Origin of the sequence: Paenibacillus sp. RC73 (assembly GCF_044908085.1) — a bacterium.
Lineage (GTDB): Bacteria > Bacillota > Bacilli > Paenibacillales > Paenibacillaceae > Paenibacillus > Paenibacillus terrae_A.
Window position 1 is genome coordinate 20,339 of the sequence record NZ_JBIYCV010000002.1, and the last position, 20,356, is coordinate 40,694.

At 48.2% G+C, this 20,356-nt stretch carries 20 protein-coding genes and 1 other annotated feature; of the genes, 17 read left to right on the forward strand and 3 right to left on the reverse strand.

From position 1 onward, the window contains the following. Positions 1 to 22: 22 nt before the first annotated feature. The 9 genes from ABH897_RS03630 (at position 23) to ABH897_RS03670 (ending at position 6,228) form a co-directional block, all read left to right on the forward strand. A complete protein-coding gene (locus ABH897_RS03630; RefSeq protein WP_044645131.1) occupies positions 23 to 553 on the forward strand; it encodes a YqeG family HAD IIIA-type phosphatase in 531 nt (176 codons plus the stop codon). Then, positions 546 to 1,673 (forward strand): ribosome biogenesis GTPase YqeH, encoded by a 1,128-nt coding sequence (gene yqeH / locus ABH897_RS03635; RefSeq protein WP_283652577.1) that lies wholly within the window; start codon positions 546 to 548, stop codon positions 1,671 to 1,673. The genes ABH897_RS03630 and yqeH overlap by 8 nt, the downstream gene beginning before the upstream one ends. 105 nt (positions 1,674 to 1,778) lie before the next feature. Next, the gene (gene aroE / locus ABH897_RS03640; protein ID WP_404518707.1) at positions 1,779 to 2,648 is read left to right on the forward strand and encodes a shikimate dehydrogenase; all 870 of its coding nucleotides are present in this window, start codon (positions 1,779 to 1,781) and stop codon (positions 2,646 to 2,648) included. 68 nt (positions 2,649 to 2,716) lie between these two features. Continuing rightward, entirely contained in the window at positions 2,717 to 3,013 is a 297-nt protein-coding gene (gene yhbY, locus ABH897_RS03645; protein ID WP_014282548.1) for a ribosome assembly RNA-binding protein YhbY, read from the forward strand. 18 nt (positions 3,014 to 3,031) lie between these two features. Further along, a complete protein-coding gene (gene nadD, locus ABH897_RS03650; RefSeq protein ID WP_283652575.1) occupies positions 3,032 to 3,622 on the forward strand; it encodes a nicotinate-nucleotide adenylyltransferase in 591 nt (196 codons plus the stop codon). Then, positions 3,606 to 4,202: a bis(5'-nucleosyl)-tetraphosphatase (symmetrical) YqeK gene (gene yqeK, locus ABH897_RS03655; RefSeq protein ID WP_283652574.1), complete on the forward strand. Its 597-nt coding sequence runs from the start codon at positions 3,606 to 3,608 to the stop codon at positions 4,200 to 4,202. Before nadD ends, yqeK begins: the two co-directional genes overlap by 17 nt. Then, a complete protein-coding gene (rsfS, locus tag ABH897_RS03660) occupies positions 4,199 to 4,546 on the forward strand; it encodes a ribosome silencing factor (protein WP_025682016.1) in 348 nt (115 codons plus the stop codon). The genes yqeK and rsfS overlap by 4 nt, the downstream gene beginning before the upstream one ends. Beyond that, positions 4,543 to 5,451: a CvfB family protein gene (locus ABH897_RS03665; protein WP_014282544.1), complete on the forward strand. Its 909-nt coding sequence runs from the start codon at positions 4,543 to 4,545 to the stop codon at positions 5,449 to 5,451. The genes rsfS and ABH897_RS03665 overlap by 4 nt, the downstream gene beginning before the upstream one ends. Before the next feature lie 3 nt (positions 5,452 to 5,454). Further along, positions 5,455 to 6,228, forward strand: coding sequence for a class I SAM-dependent DNA methyltransferase (locus tag ABH897_RS03670; RefSeq protein ID WP_283652573.1), 774 nt, complete (start codon positions 5,455 to 5,457; stop codon positions 6,226 to 6,228). 85 nt (positions 6,229 to 6,313) lie between these two features. Here the strand turns inward: ABH897_RS03670 and ABH897_RS03675 are convergent, their stop codons facing one another. Further along, entirely contained in the window at positions 6,314 to 6,700 is a 387-nt protein-coding gene (locus tag ABH897_RS03675) for a tautomerase family protein (protein ID WP_404518709.1), read from the reverse strand. A gap of 175 nt (positions 6,701 to 6,875) precedes the next feature. Then, positions 6,876 to 7,133: a binding site (T-box leader), on the forward strand. A 61-nt stretch (positions 7,134 to 7,194) separates the two neighbouring features. Here ABH897_RS03675 and leuS point away from each other — a divergent pair. Continuing rightward, a complete protein-coding gene (gene leuS / locus ABH897_RS03680; RefSeq protein WP_404591234.1) occupies positions 7,195 to 9,633 on the forward strand; it encodes a leucine--tRNA ligase in 2,439 nt (812 codons plus the stop codon). Here leuS and comER read toward each other — a convergent pair. After that, entirely contained in the window at positions 9,614 to 10,459 is an 846-nt protein-coding gene (gene comER, locus ABH897_RS03685; protein ID WP_404591236.1) for a late competence protein ComER, read from the reverse strand. The genes leuS and comER overlap by 20 nt on opposite strands. A 281-nt stretch (positions 10,460 to 10,740) precedes the next feature. Between comER and ABH897_RS03690 the strand changes: the two genes are divergently transcribed. From ABH897_RS03690 to ABH897_RS03700, 3 genes are all read left to right on the forward strand, one after another. Next, complete coding sequence (locus tag ABH897_RS03690) at positions 10,741 to 11,370, forward strand: ComEA family DNA-binding protein (RefSeq protein WP_283657165.1); 630 nt, start codon at positions 10,741 to 10,743, stop codon at positions 11,368 to 11,370. An 85-nt stretch (positions 11,371 to 11,455) separates the two neighbouring features. Then, positions 11,456 to 11,974 carry a deoxycytidylate deaminase gene (locus tag ABH897_RS03695; protein ID WP_354452323.1) on the forward strand — a complete coding sequence of 173 codons (519 nt, stop codon included), beginning with the start codon at positions 11,456 to 11,458 and terminating at the stop codon, positions 11,972 to 11,974. A gap of 226 nt (positions 11,975 to 12,200) precedes the next feature. Beyond that, positions 12,201 to 14,882: a ComEC/Rec2 family competence protein gene (locus ABH897_RS03700; RefSeq protein WP_404591239.1), complete on the forward strand. Its 2,682-nt coding sequence runs from the start codon at positions 12,201 to 12,203 to the stop codon at positions 14,880 to 14,882. A gap of 89 nt (positions 14,883 to 14,971) precedes the next feature. Here the strand turns inward: ABH897_RS03700 and ABH897_RS03705 are convergent, their stop codons facing one another. Then, entirely contained in the window at positions 14,972 to 15,685 is a 714-nt protein-coding gene (locus tag ABH897_RS03705) for a TetR/AcrR family transcriptional regulator (protein ID WP_404559536.1), read from the reverse strand. A gap of 132 nt (positions 15,686 to 15,817) precedes the next feature. On the opposite strand from ABH897_RS03705, the gene ABH897_RS03710 reads away from it, so the two are divergent. The 4 genes from ABH897_RS03710 (at position 15,818) to ABH897_RS03725 (ending at position 20,155) form a co-directional block, all read left to right on the forward strand. Further along, complete coding sequence (locus ABH897_RS03710; RefSeq protein WP_283652565.1) at positions 15,818 to 16,789, forward strand: aldo/keto reductase; 972 nt, start codon at positions 15,818 to 15,820, stop codon at positions 16,787 to 16,789. Positions 16,790 to 16,943: 154 nt separating this feature from the next. Then, positions 16,944 to 17,933 carry an iron-hydroxamate ABC transporter substrate-binding protein gene (locus tag ABH897_RS03715; protein WP_283652564.1) on the forward strand — a complete coding sequence of 330 codons (990 nt, stop codon included), beginning with the start codon at positions 16,944 to 16,946 and terminating at the stop codon, positions 17,931 to 17,933. 231 nt (positions 17,934 to 18,164) lie between these two features. Beyond that, entirely contained in the window at positions 18,165 to 18,713 is a 549-nt protein-coding gene (locus ABH897_RS03720; protein ID WP_404591241.1) for an RNA polymerase sigma factor, read from the forward strand. Continuing rightward, a complete protein-coding gene (locus ABH897_RS03725) occupies positions 18,710 to 20,155 on the forward strand; it encodes a zf-HC2 domain-containing protein (protein WP_404591243.1) in 1,446 nt (481 codons plus the stop codon). The genes ABH897_RS03720 and ABH897_RS03725 overlap by 4 nt, the downstream gene beginning before the upstream one ends. The last annotated feature ends 201 nt before the right edge of the window (positions 20,156 to 20,356 follow it).

The following is a 20,356-nucleotide window of genomic DNA, read 5'->3' on the forward strand; positions in this document are numbered from 1 at the left end:
TATGAAACTGAGGTGACCGACGTTGTTTGAAATGCTGATGCCCAAATTACGGGTAAATACCGTCTTTGATATTGATCTTGAAGGCTTGTATGCTCAAGGATATCGCGGCATTATTACGGATTTGGATAATACGCTGGTTGGTGCAAAAGCGCCGAATGCGACTCCCGAGCTGGTGGCCTGGTTTGAGAAGGTCAAACAGGCGGGTTTTAAGCTTGTCATCGTGTCCAACAATAATATGGGACGTGTATCTGTGTTCGCTACGCCTTTGGACATTGAATTTATACATGCCGCACGGAAGCCCTCCAACTCGTCCTTCCGCAGAGCCATCCGTATGATGGGACTTACCCCGGAAGAGACTATAATGGTCGGGGACCAAATGTTGACGGATGTATTGGGTGGCAACCGACTGGGATTGCACACGGTGCTGGTGCTGCCAATATCCATCCATGATGAAGGAATCATGACCCGCTTTAATCGGCGGTTGGAGCGAATCGCGCTCACAAGGTTACGTAAGAAAGGCTTATGGCTTGAGGAGGAAAAGAAGAATGACTGAAAGACCTGACGGCGGAACTGCTGTCAAATGTAGTGGGTGCGGTATCACGATGCAGACCACTAGCCCGGAGCTTCCGGGATATATTCCTGAAAAATTGCTTACACGCGAGCCTGTCATCTGTCAGCGCTGTTTCCGGATTAAAAACTATAATGAAACGTCTTCGGTAGCTGTGGATCAGGATGAGTTCCTGAAACTGCTCAGCCAAATTGGGGACAAGGACGCTCTCGTCATCCACATTGTGGACATTTTCGACTTTGAAGGCAGTCTGATTTCCGGCTTGCAACGTTTCGTAGGATCTAATCCGGTTGTACTGGCTGTGAACAAGACGGATTTGTTGCCTAAGGTAACGAACTGGAACAAGGTCCTCAACTGGGTGCAAAAGCAGGCTAAGGAGCAAGGACTTCGCACGGCCGATATCGTTCTGTGCTCGGCCAAAAAAAATCAGGGCTTTGATCGTCTGCTGGATGTGGTGTCCGAGTTGCGTGGCAATCGGGATGTGTATGTGGTCGGTGCAACAAATGTTGGTAAATCCACGCTCATTAACCGCTTGATCCGTGATCATAGCGATATGGAGCAGGAGTTAACAACATCCCGTTACCCGGGAACGACGCTGGATATGGTGAATATTCCGCTCGACGACGGTAAGCATATTATTGATACACCGGGTATTGTGTACCCTTGGCGGTTCAGTGAAATCGTGTCCCGGCAGGATTTGAGCGCCATTATGCCGGACAAGCCGCTGAAACCTGCTGCTTATCAGCTGGACCCCGGACAAACCTTGTTTTTCGGTGGGATGGCGAGGTTTGATTTTGTAGAAGGTCAACATCAATCGTTCACCTGCTACATCAACGGTAGTCTTAAAATTCATCGCACCAAGCTGGAGCGGGCGGATCAACTGTTCGAAGATCATGCCGGAGAACTGTTGTCACCGCCGACACGTGATCAGTTGGCAGATATGCCGGAATGGACAAGACATGAGTTCCGCGTTCCTCGTAAATCTCAATCGGATATTTATATCTCCGGTCTGGGATGGATCAGGGTCAATAGTGAGAACGGGGCTTTGGTAGCGGTTCATGCTCCTCGGGGAATCCGTGTCCTTCTACGGCCTTCGTTGATTTAACGAATGTTGAACCATGTGATCGGGCGGCAAGGAACAGATTCAGGTTCCTGCCGCCGTTCATGTATTTGTGCAGCCTAATATTTTGCAACATGGGGGAGAACGACGATGAGCAGCGGGGAGTCTGGAGTGACCGAACAAGGTCTTGTATTATTGGGCGTATTGGGTGATCCGATCAAGCACTCCAAATCGCCTCTCATGCATAAAGTAGCTTTAAAGGCAGCGGGGATAGAGGGGGATTTTGTTCCTCTTCACGTCAAGCCCGATCAGCTGGAGGACGCCATGAAGGGGATTCGGGCTTTGCATTTCCGCGGAGTCAATGTGACGATTCCCCATAAAGTTGAAGTTATGAAATATTTGGATGAGATTGATGAAGGAGCCAGACTCATCGGCGCTGTCAACACGATTGTGAACGACAACGGACGACTTAAGGGTTACAATACGGACGGGATCGGCTACGTGCGTTCCCTCAAAGAAGAGACTTCGGTCAAGCTGAAAGGCACAAGAATTGCGGTCCTCGGAGCCGGAGGTGCTGCCAGAGGTGTGATTCATGCGTTACTGGAGGAACAGCCGGAATCGGTCATTATTCTGAATCGGACACGCGATAAGGCCGAGCAGCTGGCATTGGAGTGGACGACGGAAGCAATCCCTGTGACGGGTTATTCTAACGATGAAGCGGAGAGCGTGCTTGCATCGGTGGATGTGCTGATCAATACGACCTCGGTAGGAATGTCTCCTCTATCCGATGAGCTTCCGCTGGAAACGAGTCTGATTCCAGAAGGAATCATTGTAAGTGATTTGATCTACAACCCGCTGGAAACGAGATTTTTGCGCGAAAGCCGTAAACAGCGCGGCTGCACCGTACACGGAGGCTTGGGCATGTTCGTGTATCAGGGAGCAGTGGCCTTTGAGTATTTTATGGGCGTAGCCCCTGCTGTAGACGAAATGAGAGCGGCTGTGCTGAGAAGCCTGTCGTAAGTCGGATTTTACACTAAAATTATGGAATTGCCGCATGGCATATGTGGTTATGAAGGAGTTAAGTATACATGTTAACAGGTAAACAAAAAAGGTATTTGCGCTCGATGGCGCATCATCTGGACCCGGTTTTTCAAGTAGGGAAAAACGGTACGAACGAGCATCTTATGCGTCACATTAACGATGCGATTGAAAAGCGCGAGCTGATGAAGGTGCAGATTTTGAACAACTGTCTGGATGACAAGCATGAAATTGCGGAAGAACTGGCTACGGAAACAGGTTCCGAGCTTGTACAGCTCATCGGGAGCACGATTATTTTGTACAAGGAATCCCGTGATAACAAGCAAATCGAGCTGCCTAGAGGATAAACACGCGGGGAGGAGACTATGAAAATCGGTATTATGGGCGGTACATTTGACCCGATTCATATTGGACATCTGCTGGCTGGAGAAGCGGCAAGGGATGCCTATGCGCTGGACCATGTATGGTTCATGCCTTCCCATATCCCTCCCCACAAGCACCAGGCGGGGGCTAGCGGCACAGAGCGGCTGGAGATGACGAGTGAAGCGGTGGCGGGCCATCCTGCTTTTGGAGTGTTAGATATTGAAGTGCTTCGAGGTGGGGTATCTTATACTATTGACACGATCAAAGAGCTTCAGGAGCTGCATCCTGCTGTAGATTTTTATTTTATTATCGGCGCGGATATGGTGAATTACTTACCTCATTGGCAGGGGATTGAGGAGCTGGCACAGCGAATTTGTTTTATCGGTGTCCGGCGTCCCGGTTTCCAGCTTGCGCTGAATGAACTACCGCATTATTTGCAGAACAAGGTGCTGCTGGCGGATATGCCGGTGGTGGATATTTCTTCGACGGATATTCGGGAACGTGTTGCGGAAGGGCGCACCATTCGCTATCTTGTGCCTGATCGTGTGCATGACTACATTACAAGGGGCGGTTTGTATGAAGTACAGCCGTGAGCAATTGATGGAGGCTGTATCCGGTCAAATGCCTGAAAAACGCTGGAAGCACACACTGGGTGTCATGCATACCTCCGTGGAGCTTGCCAAGCGGTATGGCGCGGACCCGGATAAGGCCGAATTAGCGGCTATTTTGCATGATGTAGCGAAATATTGGTCCGTTCAGCAGATGGAGGAAGTGATTCGCAGTCATCCCGAATGTGACCAGGAGCTTTTGCAGCATGACAAGCAACTGTGGCATTCTGAGGTAGGATATTGCGTTGCAGCGAGAGACTATGGGGTGGAAGACTCTGAAATACGGAATGCCATTCGCTGGCATACCTCAGGCCGTGTGGGCATGAGTTTGCTGGACAAGGTCGTGTGTCTCGCTGATTATATCGAACCGGGACGAGATTTCCCTGGGGTAGATCATATCCGCAAACAGGCGAAAAAAAGTTTGGAGCAGGGTCTTGTCGCTGGATTTGATTCCACGATTTCACTGCTGCTGGAGAAGCAAAAGGTTATTTTTCCGCTGACGGTACTGTCGCGAAATGATCTGATCCAACAACTTAAACAGAGAAAATCGGAGGTTCATGAATGACCATAACTAATGAGAAATTAATGCAAATTACGGTTGAGGCCGCTGAAGATAAGAAGGCCATGAATATTGTAGCCCTTGACTTGCGGGGCGTATCCCTTGTCGCGGATTATTTTGTAATCTGCCACGGTAATTCGGATACTCAGGTACAGGCGATTGTGACGGAAATTCGCAAACGCGCTCATGATGAAGGTACAACAATCAAAGGGATCGAAGGAATGGATTCCGGCCGCTGGGTTCTGATGGACTTGGGAGATGTCGTAGTGCATGTCTTCCATCGCGACGAGCGTGAATATTATAACATTGAAAGACTTTGGTCGGACGCTAAGGTTGTGGAGAAGGTATGAATCTGATTGCTGGTACTTATGTCACGATTATGGTAGATCGTGAGGTATCCCCTTTCGGCTACTTTCTCACAGTTGGCGATCAGGATGTACTGCTGCATTATACGGAGCTGACACGTGAGATTGAGGTTGGAGAACGGCTGGAAGTATTTATTTTTCACGATACAGAGGACCGTTTGGCCGCTACCATGAAAAAACCGTTCCTGTCGTTGGGCGAACTGGCAAAGCTACAGGTGGCGGATGTGCATCCGCGTCTGGGTTGTTTTCTGGAAATGGGATTGGGTCGTCAATTGCTGCTGCCGATTCGTGAGTTGCCTGAGAACCGGGATTTGCATCCTCAGGTGGGCGACTACGTCTATGCTATCATGGAACATGATAAGCAGGGCAGGCTGCGAGCGAAGCTGGCGGGTGAGCAAGAGCTGGCTCCATTGTCCTTCCATGCACCTGATTCATGGCTCAATACGTGGGTGCAGGCGACGGTGTACAAGCCGCTTCAGATGGGGACATTTGTCCTGGTGGACGGAGGCGTGCTTGGTTTTGGCGCGATTGGCATGATCCATTCCTCGGAACGTAACCGGATGCTTCGTTTGGGTGAAGAGGTGAAGGTACGGGTCACACTGGTTCGTGAAGACGGTCGGGTGAATTTGGCGATGTCGCCGCGCAAGGAAGTGGGCCGTGATGAGGATGCGGATCGTCTCATTGCCTTTTTGAAAGAGCGGCCGGGTGGCGGTATGCCTTATTCCGACGCCACGCCGCCGGATATTATTAAGCAACGGTTTGGTATCAGTAAATCCGCCTTCAAGCGTGCCATGGGCAAGCTGATGAAGGAAGGGCTGGTTACGCAAAAGGAAAACTGGACCTATCTGGTGGAGAAAATGCCTGAACCGAAGGACGGGAATGGGGAATAAAAAATGGCTTCTTACCGGAAGTTTGCCTATGTGTATGATGAGCTGATGCAGGACATGCCGTACCCGGACTGGCTGCGTTTTGCTCGGCAGGCCTGGGATCAGCATGGTATGCCGCATACGGTGGCAGAGCTGGGCTGTGGGACGGGCTCCATTACGATTCCACTGGTCAACTCGGGCTTCGAGGTGGCTGGCATCGACTTGTCTTCAGATATGCTGGCAGTAGCCCGTCGCAAAATGGAAACGACTACGCAAGGACAGCGTTTGTTCCGTGAGGGTAGCATTCGCTGGATAGAGCAGGATATGCGGGAATGGAGTTTACCAGAGCCTGTGGATTCTGTCATTTCTTTTTGCGATTGTCTGAATTATTTGCTGGAGGAAGAGGACATTACTGCTACTTTTCGCAGAACGTATGCCGGTCTTAAGCCTGGCGGAACCTTTCTGTTCGATGTACATCATCCCCAGACGTTTGTGCGTTATGATGATGAGCAGCCCTTTGTACTGGACGAGCGCTCCATCTCATATATCTGGACTTGTGCGTTGGACACTCCGCGCTGTGAAATTGAGCATCATCTCAGCATTTTTGCGAGAGCAGAAAATGAAGGGCGCGATGTATACCAGCGGTTCGAGGAGATTCATGTGCAACGTGCCTATGACCCGGACTGGATGAAAACGGAATTGTCCAAAGCCGGTTTTCGCGATGTGAAGGTATATGCGGACTTTGAATGGGTAGAAGCAGTAGATGACGCGGCCAGATTATTTTATGTTGCTGTAAAATAATGAAGCTTTATCAGGCTAATATAGGACAAAGAAAGACGCTTTTCATGATGACATGAAGGGCGTCTTTTTGCATAAGAGCTTCAAATTATATGTTTACTTTATAGTTCAGTTGAAGTTCATCACCGGGTACACCGCGAATGCCCCAATTCTGTTTCGGTGTCTCGAATATAGTAATTTCAAGATCCTGCGGGGCAATGCCTAAATTGTTAATTCTTTGGAATAGCAGCTGGATGAGGTGCTTTTTAGCCTCTGTCGTTCTGCCTTCAAACACACTAATTTCAATAATGGTGTATGCCTGCGAGCGATCGTGGGCAAATATGAAGTCTTCCTGATTCATCGGGAAAAAACGATGAAACCTTTTGTCGGGGGGATATTGGAACGCATCCACCACAGCGGAGTGAATCACATCTGAAAGTTGCTCCTTGATTGGATTCAGTGCTTCTTTTATTCCGTAAATTTTAATTTGTGCCATGTCTCAGCTCACCTTTCTCATCTCAACTCATCTCAATCTGGCTCGGAGCTAATTATAAAACATTTGCCTCCGTGTGTCATGGAGCAAACGAATGAAGTTGGTGTTTAGCACCAGATGTAGTCCTTATTTGACTTTTTTCGCGGTTTTCAATATAATAGTGCCATTATTAACGGTTAAACAATCGCTGATGAGGAATAGTAGTTTTGTCTGGACATGTAGAGAGCCGGCGGATGGTGCAAGCCGGTTGACAGTGCAAAGTGAACTCGCCTCGGAGATATGCGCCCAACGCAGGAATGCCCTATACAGGTGCTTGAACCCTGTTATTAACCCGCATCGGATCACCTCCGTTATCAGGTGCAAAGGGAGTAGAAGGCGAAGAACGCTTTCTGCTAACTAGGGTGGTACCACGGGAATATAACCTCTCGTCCCTAGCGCTGACACGCTACGGGATGCAGAGGTTTTTTTGTTGCATACCGTTTGAGGAGGAAATGACAATGACAGACACACAGCCGAAGCACGGCTATCAACCGCAAAGTATTGAACCAAAATGGCAGAAATATTGGGATGAGAACAAAACGTTCCGTACCGGGGAAGAGCCGGGCAAACCGAAGTTTTATGCTTTGGATATGTTCCCGTACCCGTCTGGAGCTGGTCTGCATGTAGGCCACCCGGAAGGTTACACGGCAACGGATATTGTTTCACGGTATAAAAGAATGCGCGGCTACAACGTACTGCATCCGATGGGTTGGGACGCCTTCGGTCTGCCTGCCGAGCAGCATGCGCTGGATACGGGAGAGCATCCACGTGAAATTACGGTAAAAAATGTTAATAACTTCCGCCGTCAAATCAAATCGCTTGGCTTTTCATACGACTGGGATCGTGAAATCAGCACAACAGACCCCGATTATTATAAATGGACACAGTGGATTTTCATCCAGCTGTATAAGCGCGGTCTTGCTTATGTAGCTGAAGTGCCTGTGAACTGGTGTCCTGCATTGGGAACGGTGTTGGCGAATGAAGAAGTAATTGACGGCAAGAGTGAGCGTGGCGGTCATCCGGTTATCCGCAAACCTATGCGTCAATGGATGCTGAAAATAACGGAATATGCTGATCGTCTGCTGGATGATTTGGAGGAGCTGGATTGGTCCGAAAGCATTAAAGATATGCAGCGGAACTGGATCGGCAAGTCTACTGGGGCAGAGGTTCATTTTCCAATTGAAGGCCATGACAAGCAATTAACGGTATTTACAACCCGCCCGGATACGCTGTTCGGCGCAAGCTACTGTGTGCTGGCTCCTGAGCAGGAATTGGTGGATGTTATCACTACACCTGAGCAAAAGGATGCCGTAAATCAATACCGTGAGCAAGCTGCCCGTAAAAGCGATCTGGAGCGTACGGATCTGGCGAAGGATAAAACGGGTGTCTTCACAGGCGCTTACGCGGTGAATCCAGTGAACGGTGAAAAGCTGCCGATCTGGATCGCCGACTATGTGCTGGCAGGCTACGGAACAGGCGCGATCATGGCTGTACCAGGTCACGACACACGTGACTGGGAATTTGCGAAGCAATTCGGGCTGAATATCATTGAGGTTGTCCAAGGTGGAGACGTGGCTAAAGAGCCATACACCGAGGATGGTCCGCACGTCAACTCAGGTCCGCTGAATGGACTTACGAATGAGGAAGCCATTCCGAAGATGATTGAATGGCTTGAAGCCGAGGGTAAAGGACAAGGAAAAGTGACGTACCGCTTGCGCGACTGGCTGTTCAGCCGTCAACGCTATTGGGGCGAGCCGATTCCGGTGATTCATCTGGAAGATGGAACGATCAAAACAGTTTCTGAGGATCAACTGCCGCTCGTACTGCCGGAAATGGATAACATCAAGCCTTCAGGCACAGGAGAGTCCCCGTTGGCCAATGCGACGGACTGGGTAGAAACTATTGATCCCGAGACGGGCTTGAAAGCACGCCGTGAGACGAACACCATGCCACAATGGGCGGGAAGCTGCTGGTATTACCTGCGCTATATTGATCCGCATAACGATAAAGAGCCTGTATCCAAGGAGAAGCAGCGCGAATGGCTGCCTGTGGATCTGTACATCGGCGGTGCGGAACATGCGGTTCTTCACTTGCTGTATGCTCGTTTCTGGCACAAGGTGCTGTATGATATTGGCGTTGTAGAAACAAAAGAGCCTTTCTACAAGCTGGTCAACCAGGGTATGATTCTAGGCAACAATAATGAAAAAATGAGTAAATCACGCGGTAATGTCATCAACCCTGACGATATTGTGAATACGTTTGGCGCGGATACGCTGCGCATTTATGAGATGTTTATGGGGCCGCTGGAAGCGACCAAGCCTTGGAGCGAAAACGGGGTTGAGGGAGCGCATCGTTTTCTGTCCCGTGTATGGCGCCTGTTCGTTTCCGAGGATGGCAGCCTGAACGATAAAATTTCAAATGAAGGCGGCAGTGATGAGTTCAATCGGACCTGGCATAAAACGCTGAAGAAAGTAACCGAGGATCTGGACGCGCTGCGTTTCAATACGGCGATCAGCCAACTGATGATTTTTACCAATGATGCATACAAAGCAGACCGTTTGCCGCGTGTAGCAATGGAAAACTTCGTGCAAATGCTGTCGCCGCTTGCACCGCATCTGGCCGAGGAACTGTGGCAGCTGCTGGGACACAACGAAAGCATTACCTACGCGGCTTGGCCTGCTTATGATGAAGCATGGACGGTGGATGCCGAAGTGGAAATTGTGGTGCAGGTGAACGGTAAAATCGTGCAGCGTGCGACGATTGCCAAAGACCTTGACGCCAAAGCGATGGAGGCATTCGCTCTGTCGCTGGACAACGTTCAGCAGGCGCTGGCCGGTAAAACGGTTCGCAAGGTGATTGCAGTACCAGGCAAACTGGTCAATATTGTTGCGGGTTAATCGGCTTTAAGCCGAAGGAGGTATCTATCTTTTGCATGTCCTCCTCATACTTGTTGTGTGTGGCCCGTATCAGCTCTGGAAAGACGCTGTGCAGGCTGATGTCCAGCAGTGCGAGGGCTTCAGCGGTAATACCTCCGGGAACTGCTACCCTCGCCTGCAACTCGGCTGGTGTCATTCCGCCCTCAGTAAGCAGCTTTCCTGTGCCGATAATCATTTCACCAGCCAGGGCGCATAGCTCCGTACGGTCTATACCCGTGGCCTGAACCGCAGCATGAATCCACTGGTCCATAAAAAAGGCTAGGAAAGCAGGGCCGCAGCTGGAAAAATCCGACGTAATACGTGTATGGGATTCCTTAACCCGAATCGGCCTGCTAATGTGGGACATAAGCTCTTCCAGAAGGGAGCGATCCTCCTCTGTAATCCGGCTGCCATGGATGCATAGTGAGGCTCCGCTGCCTACCTGGTGGGTAATGCTGGGAATAATTTTGGACACTTTGGCTTTCAGTGAATGCTCCAGGATGCGTAGCTGTACCGGACTTGTAATAGAAACGACGATTTGCTCTTCTGTAATGATGTTGCGTATTTCATCCGTTACGGCTTTTGATTCCAGCGGCTTCACGCAGATAAACAGGATATCGCTATCCGCTGCCGTCTCACGGTTGCTTTGGGCTGCATGTAATCCTGGATAACGACGGGCCAGCTCGGCTACCTTGGAATACGTTCGATTGCTTGCTGATATTTGCTGTGGTTTAAGTGCGTTGGAATGAATAAAAGATTCAATCAGCAGACTTCCCATGCTGCCAGTCCCGATAAATCCAACTTTCATCGTTCAACGTCCTCCTTTCATACTTTGCGGTATAGACGCTGTCATTCTTCTTAGTGTATGCACCCGGTCTTGGCCGACATGACGAATTTTATGCCTGAGCATGTTAGATCGTGCCCAAGGTCGTACCACTCTTTGGAAAATGGCTCACAGCGAGACCGTATGGAGGTTGTTTACATCCTCCGGTTAACGGGAATAGGACAGGCTTGCTCTGTTCGATTGAGACGCTGTATTGAGTGGCTCACTTTCCCTAAAATCTATGTGGAGAAGGGGACAAAATGGAAATGAACCGCTTATGGACTGGAACGGCAATAGTGCTTTCCCTAATCGGCAGTGGGCTTATTCTGTTTGCTGGTGGGCAGCGTCCAGAGCCGGAAGAAGAGTGGCAGGTGCTTAATCATAAGGTGGAGCAGGCTTTAGCGGTAGAGCCGGAGCAAAATGAGTCACGGAGCAATAGCGGCCAGACTCAGGGAAAGAGTGCTGTAGCCGAAGCCTCAGGCAAAGCTGAACTCAGTTCGGGTGGCGAAGGAGCTGGCCATGTGAAGCGTGAGGCTGTACAGGATTCTGCTGGTGCATCGGTCGATGGAAGCGAAAGCTCCAGTACCATAAAGCAGTCTGAGGTGATGGATTCGAGTTCCGTTACTGGCGTTGAAAGCTCGAATGCCACGACGAACAGGTCGAATACAGCAGGCGATCCGGTTGCTTCATCCGCTTCCGGTGAAAAAAAGGTGAACATTAATACGGCGACTGCTGCTGAGTTAATGGAACTGCCAGGGGTTGGAGCTAAAAAGGCCGAAGCAATTCTGAGCTATCGTAATCAGCATGGGCCGTTCAAGCGTGTGAGCGATTTGGATCATGTGAAGGGAATTGGAGCCAAAATGTTGGCGAAAATGAAGCCTTACGTCAGCTTATAATTACATAAGTGGACGATGTGCAGGCTATCAGAATGGCTTAGCGGATATATTTACGTTGTAACTTGTTTTTACGGGAGAGATGGATATGAGTGCAGATGTACGCAAGGACTGGGACACCTATTTTATGGATATCGCTTATATGGTATCCACCCGTTCACGCTGCTCGCGGCGTCATGTTGGAGCCGTACTTGTACAAGGCAAAAAGCTTTTGGGCACGGCCTATAATGGTGCACCATCCGGGGTACCCGACTGCTCTGAGGCAGGCTGTATGATTTCGGAGGAGTACGAAGTCGTTCATCGCGAGGGGCGGGATGAAATGGTTAAGAAGCAGCGCTGTATCCGCACTATTCATGCGGAGCAGAACTTGCTGCTGTTCACCGACCGCATTGATCGTGAAGGGTCCTCAGTATATGTGACCGACCAGCCATGCTGGACGTGTGCCAACATGCTGGCGAACAGCGGAATTGTGGAGATCGTATACCACCGACCTTACCCAAAGGATGCCGACAAGGTTCGTGGCATGATGGAGCAAAAAGGGATTGCCTTCCGTATGCTGGATAACTATCATCCACCGAAAGAAACGCTGATGGATGTTATGAATTAAAATGTATGAATTAAGACTGATGAATTAAAGAGTAACCGAGGAAGAACCTCTGACGAATGCTATTTTGTCAGGGGTTCTTTTTTGTTTTGCGGTTTGGACACAGAGCAATATTCTGCTATCGGGAGGTGGTTGTATTCAAGCCAAACTTGTTTTAAGCAGACCTATCTTAACCCTTACGGTATGTTGGATTACGGGGAGTGCAGGAGCTTGTTTGTATTCCGGACGTATGCTTCTATTGCTCTGGGCGGGCGTCACGTTGATTTTTCCTCTTATGGCTCTACTGATGAAGATTCCCGTCCGGCATGTGGTGTTATTATGGCTTGCCTTGAGCGGAGGTGGATTCCATTGGGCTTGGCATGATACGCATAATGTGAGCCATATTCCCGAGGCCCTTCATGTATCGGCCTCCAAGCTGGAAGACGTGCCTGTTCGTGCATCCGGGTTCATCGCTTCCGAGGTACAGGTAGACGGTGATCGGGCACAGTTTGAGATGAGGATTAATGCAATAAGCAATATGGGAAGTGATTCTCAAAATGACACTTTTCAGGGCGGAGTTGGAAAGAGCGAAGCTATTTCTGAACAGGTTATCGTACACATCAAGCTGGCTGCCAAACAGGAACAGCAACTGGCGGCAGGATGGCAGCGTGGAGATGCAATTCAACTGCGTGGTAGCTTAAAGGCTCCTGCAAAAGCGGGGAACTTTGGCGGCTTTGATTACAATGAATACCTGCATACACAGGAGATTCACTGGCTTTTCAAAGGGAATGGGGCCGCTTCGCTACAGAAGCAGCAAGCTTCGCAGTGGAACCGTTACACCTTGTTCAGGTGGAATGATCAGCTTAGGGAGCAATTAGGGCAACGGATGGAATCGGCATTTGGTTCTCTTCATCACGCAGGATATATGAAAGGACTTGTACTAGGAGTTACGGATGAGCTGGACCCGGCAACGTATAACGAATTTACGCAGCTTGGATTAACGCATATTTTAGCGATATCCGGTATGCATGTGGCGGTATATGCAGCTACACTACTGTATTTGTTCAAGCTATTGCGAGTGAGTCGTGAGACGTCTCTTACGGTCGTGATGGTGCTTATTCCGGCTTATGTACTGCTGACAGGTGCTTCTCCCTCTGTTGTGAGGGCTGGAATTATGGCCATGATCGGCCTGTTTGCAGCCAGACGGGGAATGCTCAAGGACGGGCTTAGTATTTTGAGTGTGTCTGCGTTATTGATGTTGCTTTGGAATCCGTATTACCTGCTTAGTGTCAGTTTTCAGCTTTCTTTTCTGGTAACAGCCGGACTGCTCATTTATATGCCGCTGATGAAGCCGTTTTTCGCCAAATGGCCTCTTCTGATCGGCGGCGAAATTGCGATTACGATCACAGCGCAGCTTGTTTCGTTTCCGATGACAGTCTTCTACTTTAATCAGTTTTCGCTGCTATCGTTTGCGGCTAATTTTGTGCTTGTTCCACTTATTACGTATATCGTGCTTCCACTGGGAACGGTGGCGATGGGAATCACCTTTCTATGGGAGGACGGGGGACGTATCATTGCGTGGCCAGCAGAGCAGCTGAACGAACTGACCTTTTGGCTTGTAAAATGGATGAACGTGGATGACACTTATGTGAGTATTTGGCCGTCTTCCTCCATTCTGTGGGTCATAGCGTATTATGCTGCTTTGTACAGTATTCTGTACTGGCTCAAAACATGGATGATATCTCGAAGGCGAACAGATGAATCTCTGGGCTTTGAGGTAGCACTGGATAAGGACAAGGGGAGGCTTTCAGCCGGACGCAATTTGGTGGGACAAAGCACATCCGTTCCCATGCCATCACCCATACATACAGGATTAGCGGCATCTGCGGAGTGGGCAGCTATATTGCAGACGGAGCATGAGCCTGAAGGAGCAGGCAAATATGCACGTCGACAGTGGAATGGTAATAGTCATTTGGCGCTTGCTTTAAGCGGTATTGCCTGGCTTGGCATTCTGTATATAGGTTATATAACTCCAGGTGGAGGGAATATAGGAATGGTTCAATATCTGGATGTGGGCCAAGGCGACAGCATTTTGATTACAACGCCGAGTGGTAAACACATTTTGGTGGATGGTGGGGGCACGATGGATTTTACGACAGGAAAAAATGCTTGGCGTAAGCGAAAAGACCCCTACGAGGTAGGTGAGGATACGATTGTGCCCTTATTGAAGCAGCGCGGTGTACATCGGCTGGATGCTGTCATTTTAACGCATGGAGATCATGACCACGCCGGGGGATTGCAGGCCGTGCTTGACCAGATTCCAGTATCGGCCTTGGTTTTTAACGGCACCCTGACAGACAAGGCACCTTTCCGCAAGCTATTGAACACGGCTGTAAACAAGCAGGTCAAGCTGTACGGTGCGCATTATGGTATGGAGTGGAGACCGGATCAGGATACGAAAATCCGCTTTATTCATCCGCTTCCGTTGCAGGAGGACGAAACCGGAAGTTTGCCCGTTGTGAAGGAACAAAATCATTATTCCGTTGCAATGATATTGGAGATGGAGGGGGCTTCCTTTTTGTTCACAGGAGATATGGATGATGCAGCAGAATCGTTGTTGCTCTCCGAGTTAACTCATTCTCCTTTCCATACCGAAGCAAAAGGGGAAACGGTGGCTGTAAGGCAAGTGGTAGACGTCATGAAAATAGCACATCACGGTAGCAAGCATTCCACCTCGGAAGAATGGTTATCCTACTGGCGACCGAAGGTATCCGTCATTTCAGTCGGAGCGAGCAACACGTATGGGCATCCAAATGAAGCGGTATTGGGTCGTTTATCGGCGGTTGATTCTGCTATATATCGGACAGATACGATGGGAGAGGTGCAAATCCGTGCGCACCAAGGCAAATTGAGTGTGCGGCACAAAAAATGAGGAGTTTGAAAAATTCTCAAATACAAACAAGCAGGCGCTGTGGCAGCCTGCTTTTAACTTGACCGGAATGGACCTAATTCTCAATGAATTTAGTATAGTTCCTTGGAGATTTTTTGGGCCAGATGCTCAATTCTAGGTATCATCGATGCGTCATCTACGCTTTGAATTTTCTCAGGCTTAAATAATTGAACCTTTTTTAATTGGTAGAAGTCATACAAGACCTGATAAATCGTCAAGTGGTTTAACATTAAGTATTTAATATCAGTCATGGACCGCAATAGCTCATCCTGCAATATTAATAGTTTGCCATTGACTTGGTTGAACACCCCTTTTTGTATGCCCTCTTCATAAAATTCTAACAATTGCTGTTCTTGGAACTGCAACGCTATCCTTAAGCGATCATACTTCTCAGGATATATGTGCTCCAGTTCATTTAAAAAAATGTCTGTAATATATACAGCAAGTAAAATTGATTTTTCAAAAAGCTGCTGAAACCGAGTCCCGTACAATTGATCTGTATCCAATGAATCCATAACCAATTCGTTGATAAACTCAATAAAATTGTTCACAACGTATTCTATAACTTCTTCTTTCGTTGAAAAGTATTTATATAAGGTTGCTCTACTTATATCCATAATTTTTGCGATTTCATCCATACGTAATGTCTGAAATCCGTGTTTTTTTACATAGGGAGCCAGCTTCATGCTGAGTTTAATGCATGTCTCGTTTTTTTTATCTATTACCTTGCTATCGTCGGTCACATCATTAGCCTCCAATCCTGCTTTATTATAACTGATATCCATAATGGAATATATATTATACACTCCAAAAACAATATAGACAAAAAACGTATATTTTGTTTGAATTGTGTTTTTTGATGTGCTATGATGAATCTCGAAGTTAAAAAATGAAGATTTGGAAGAGAGGTCAACTACATGAAAACACGTAACCTGGGTAATAGTGATTTGGTCGTTTCATCTCTTGGTTTGGGTTTAATGGGCATGTCTCCTGGAATATACGGTGAAACTAATGATGACGAATCGATTCGGACGATTCATCGCGCTTTAGAGTTAGGTGTCACCTTGCTGGATACTGCGGATGTATATGGTAATGGACATAATGAGGAGCTACTGGGACGAGCTTTAAAAGGCCGCAGGGAACAAGCCGTTATTGCTACAAAGTTTGCTTTTGGCCCTAATTTTGAAGGCATTAATGGTCATCCGGATTATGTAAAAAAGGCAGCGGACGAAAGTCTTCGTCGGTTAGGTGTGGACTATATTGATCTTTATTACCAGCACCGGGTAGATCCGAATGTTCCTATTGAGGAAACCGTAGGGGCTATGGCTGAGCTTGTAAAGACCGGGAAAGTTCGTTATCTCGGCTTGTCAGAGGCATCTGCTGCTACAGTTCGTCGCGCACATGCGGTACATCCCATCTCTGCTTTACAAACCGAATATTCTCTGTGGAGTCGGGAGATTGAGGATGAAATCCTGCCTGTGATAAAAGAATTGGGAATCACGCTTGTGGGTTACAGCCCTTTGAGCAGAGGCTTTATTTCCGGCGAGTTGCGTAAATTTGAGGATCTTGAAGCTAGTGATGTTCGCAGATATATGCCGCGCTTCCAAGGTGATAATTTCCAGAAAAATGTTGATCTTGTCGATAAGATTAAAGAAGTTGCCCAAGAGAAGAATTGCACTCCTTCCCAATTAGCATTAGCATGGACCATAGCGAATGGCGCATTGCCAATTCCGGGAACCAAACGTGTAAAATATTTGGAGGAAAATGCAACATCCGTGGATGTTGAACTGACCACAGAAGATTTAGCTCTCATCGAAGCCGTGAGTCCCAAAAATAAGGTGCATGGCAGCCGATATGCTGATGCCCAATTGGACACTTTGGATCAATAAGCACAAGAGCGACTCAGGTAAAACACTAAAACATATGCTCACTCTAAGGAGTGGGCTTTTTGCTATTAACACAACCTGCATGGACATAACCTAAGAGCTTTGATAGAATCTAATAGTATTGAAAATGAGAATCATTATTAATGGGAGGACTATTGTGAACTATTTAAAATTCCGAACTTTGGCTTGCCTGTTGATTATTTCATTAATGCTGGTACTGAGCGCATGCGCTACGAATGGAGGAGGAATGGCAACGGATAATGGGACAACGGCTGATTCCAAAACTGCGTCTACTGGTGATGCAGCTGCCACACGTACATATGAAAGCGATAAAGGTACAGTTACTATTCCTGAACATCCACAGCGTGTCGTTGTAGCGGTCGGCGACTATGTAGGCGATGTTCTTGCACTTGGGATTACACCTGTAGGGGCTCCAGACACTGTATTCGATGCTCCATACTATAAAAAATACTTGAATGGTGTTGAAAATATCGGTGATAGCTCCGCACTGTCCCTTGAAAAGGTGACCACCCTGAATCCGGATCTGATCATTACCTATGATGAGAAAGCTTATGAAAATCTGAAAAAAATAGCGCCTACTGTATTCATTCCATATGGTACATATAATTATAAGGACCGTCTGATAGAGCTGGGCAAGGTGTTGAACAAGGAGCAGGAAGCGAAGAAATGCCTGGCTGATTTTGCGTCCAGGATTGCTGAGAAGAAACAGGCTTTGTCTGATGTTATTGATTCAGGTAAAAAAATTGCTATTTTTGAGATAACGGGCAAAGAATTATATCTCTATGGCAAGTCCTACGGACGGGGAGGAGCCGTACTTTACGATGAGTTGGGGCTTCATGCCCCGGCGAAGGTAGAAAAGGCGGCGTTCGAACAGGGCTGGGCCAGTATTTCGATGGAGGCTTTACCGGAGATGCTGGGCGATGCCGATTACCTGATGCTGGGGATTAGGGGAGATGGAGTAGATCAGGGGAAAGATATTGAATCTAAAAGCGTATGGAAAAATCTTCCTTCTGTTAAAGCAGGGAAAATATATCAGTATTCGATTGACGACTTTTATTTTCAGGACCCGATTGCCCTGAATTACCAGTTAGAGCTCATATCGGATTTCCTGATTTCCAAGAAGTAACAATATGCAAGTTCAATTCGACAGATTCCAGCAGATTTATGTGAGTAAGGGCTAAGGGAAGGTGACGACCTTCCCTTTTTCTGTTATTCTAAGGGAGGCTATAATGGGGAATATGGGCTTTTTGGTAACATTTTTTACACTATAAAAAATAAAATTATCGTCAGACGTCTATCCTGCAACAATTTGCAAAGGGGAAACGTCTGTAATATTGCAGGGAGAGGGGGATCCTTTGTGGTAGAGCAGGGACTCATTCGAGCCGCTCAATCGGGCGATCGCGACGCTCTCATTACCCTATTAAGAGAGATAGAACAGCATGTGTACCGTACGGCATATTACATTTTAAACAATGAACAGGACGCCATGGATGCTTCACAAGAAGCCCTCATACGGATTTATTCCAAAATTAACTCTTATGAGGAAAAGGCGCAGTTCAAAACCTGGGTTCAACGCATTGTAACGAACATATGTATCGACAAATTCAGGAGGACGAAGCCCTCGGTATCCATTGACGAGCACGACATGATATTCAACGATCCCCAAAATGTGGAGGCCGAGGTCCTGACCTCTTACTTGGCACAGGATGTTCGTGAGGCTATACAGCAGCTTCCAGAGCAACACCGGACGGTGATCGTATTGAGATATCTGCAGGATTTTTCTTATAACGAGATTGCCGACTCTCTGGATTTGCCGCTAAATACGGTCAAGTCATACTTGTATCGTGCAAGACAGCAATTGCAAGGGCTACTTCAGGAATATCAGAAAGGTGGTGTATCAGGATGAAGTGTGGGGAAGAGGTGATGGATTGGATGCAGCGTTATGTGGATCATGAGCTGGGCGAAGAAGAGACGTCCCAATTAATGAACCATGTTGCGACTTGCCCGGACTGTGCGGAAAAATTTCATATTCTTCAGACGCTCTCCCGCGAGCTGGAGGAATTGCCTGCGGTTTCCCCGGCGTTCAGCCTGGTGGATTCCATCATGCCTCAGCTTGATGCCATTGACCGCGCACGTGAGGAGCAGGGAAGCGCGCTTCAGGAGATGCAGCCTGTAGCTACCGATCCTGGACCGGGGCCGAGACGGCGTACCCAACCTATACCTTGGTGGAACCGGATGAGTGGGCGAGCTGCGATGGGCGTGGCTGCCGCTGCTGTTGTACTGGGAATTGTAGTATTCAATTTTGAACCGAAAACGGTGCAGGATGCAGAAGGCTTGCTTGATCCCCAGTCGCCTGGAGTGATGAGTCAGCAGGAACAGACAGAAGTTCCAAGTACGGTGAATGGAAGCGGAGGCCGCGATGCAGCTATTGGATCGGATTCGACCAAGCAGCCGTTAGAGGAGGATCAGGGAACGAACGCAACCCAGCCATCCACAGGGGAGCAATCTGATCCGAGCAAACTGGATGTGAACAGTGCGGATGATGAAAAGAACCCTTCCAAACAGGATACTGCACAACGTGACGATCAGCGAGCTGGTGAAAAAGGCTCAATGAAGCATACGCCAGCAGGGCATCCTTCCCGTCAGGATCGTCAGGCGACAAAAGAAAACTCTGCCGGGCAAGATTTTGCTGCGGATGCTCCTAAGTCTGATGACAAACAGTTAAAGCAGGGTAAATCCGAGCAACAAACGATTGCCCCTGAACAGCAAGGAGAACCAAAAGTAGAAAAAGCACCCATAGCGGGTACGGGTACTACTGAAGACAGTAATGACAACAGCACGGCTGCTAATGATTCGTCATCGTCTGTCAGTCAGGATATGATGTTACAGAATCGGATTGCTTCAAATGATACGTCGAAAGACACGACCTCCAAAGGGGTTACCAAGGATTTGGGGACTACGACGGGAGATATGGGCAGCAATACAGCTTCTAATGATCAGCAGCCCTCCGCGTCGCAAAACCCGGTACGCAATGAAGGATTTTCATCGAATTTGATGATCTCTCCGGACAGCAGTAATCCTTCCACCTTTAGCGCCCAAGCGACGTCTACAGATCAGCTTAATTCGCCTGATGGCAGCTATGCGGTGGTCATTGAGGGCAAAAAACTGAAAGTGTATAAGCTTTCCGACAATGGTGTAGACCGGACAACGCTGGAAGTGCGTACCTTGAAGGGTGCCTGGGTCAAAGGAAGCTGGTCAGAAGACAGCCAAACCTTCATGTATGAGACGGAGCAGGATGGTACAGCAAGTAAATATACGTATACCATTCCGCGTACCTTTGGAAAATAGTTGCTATGAAGATGGCACATTTTTAAAAGCAGAGAATAGATTGTATGAACCGACGTCGTATCCCGACGGTCGAAAGTTTCTAGAGCTTTCTGCTGCCGTGTTGATATAGATGGTGGTGAAGGGATCTTGCCTATAGGCAGGGTCCTTTCGTTTGTATAATGACTTGCCTTCCGACCAGATGTCGGGTACGATCAATGGATG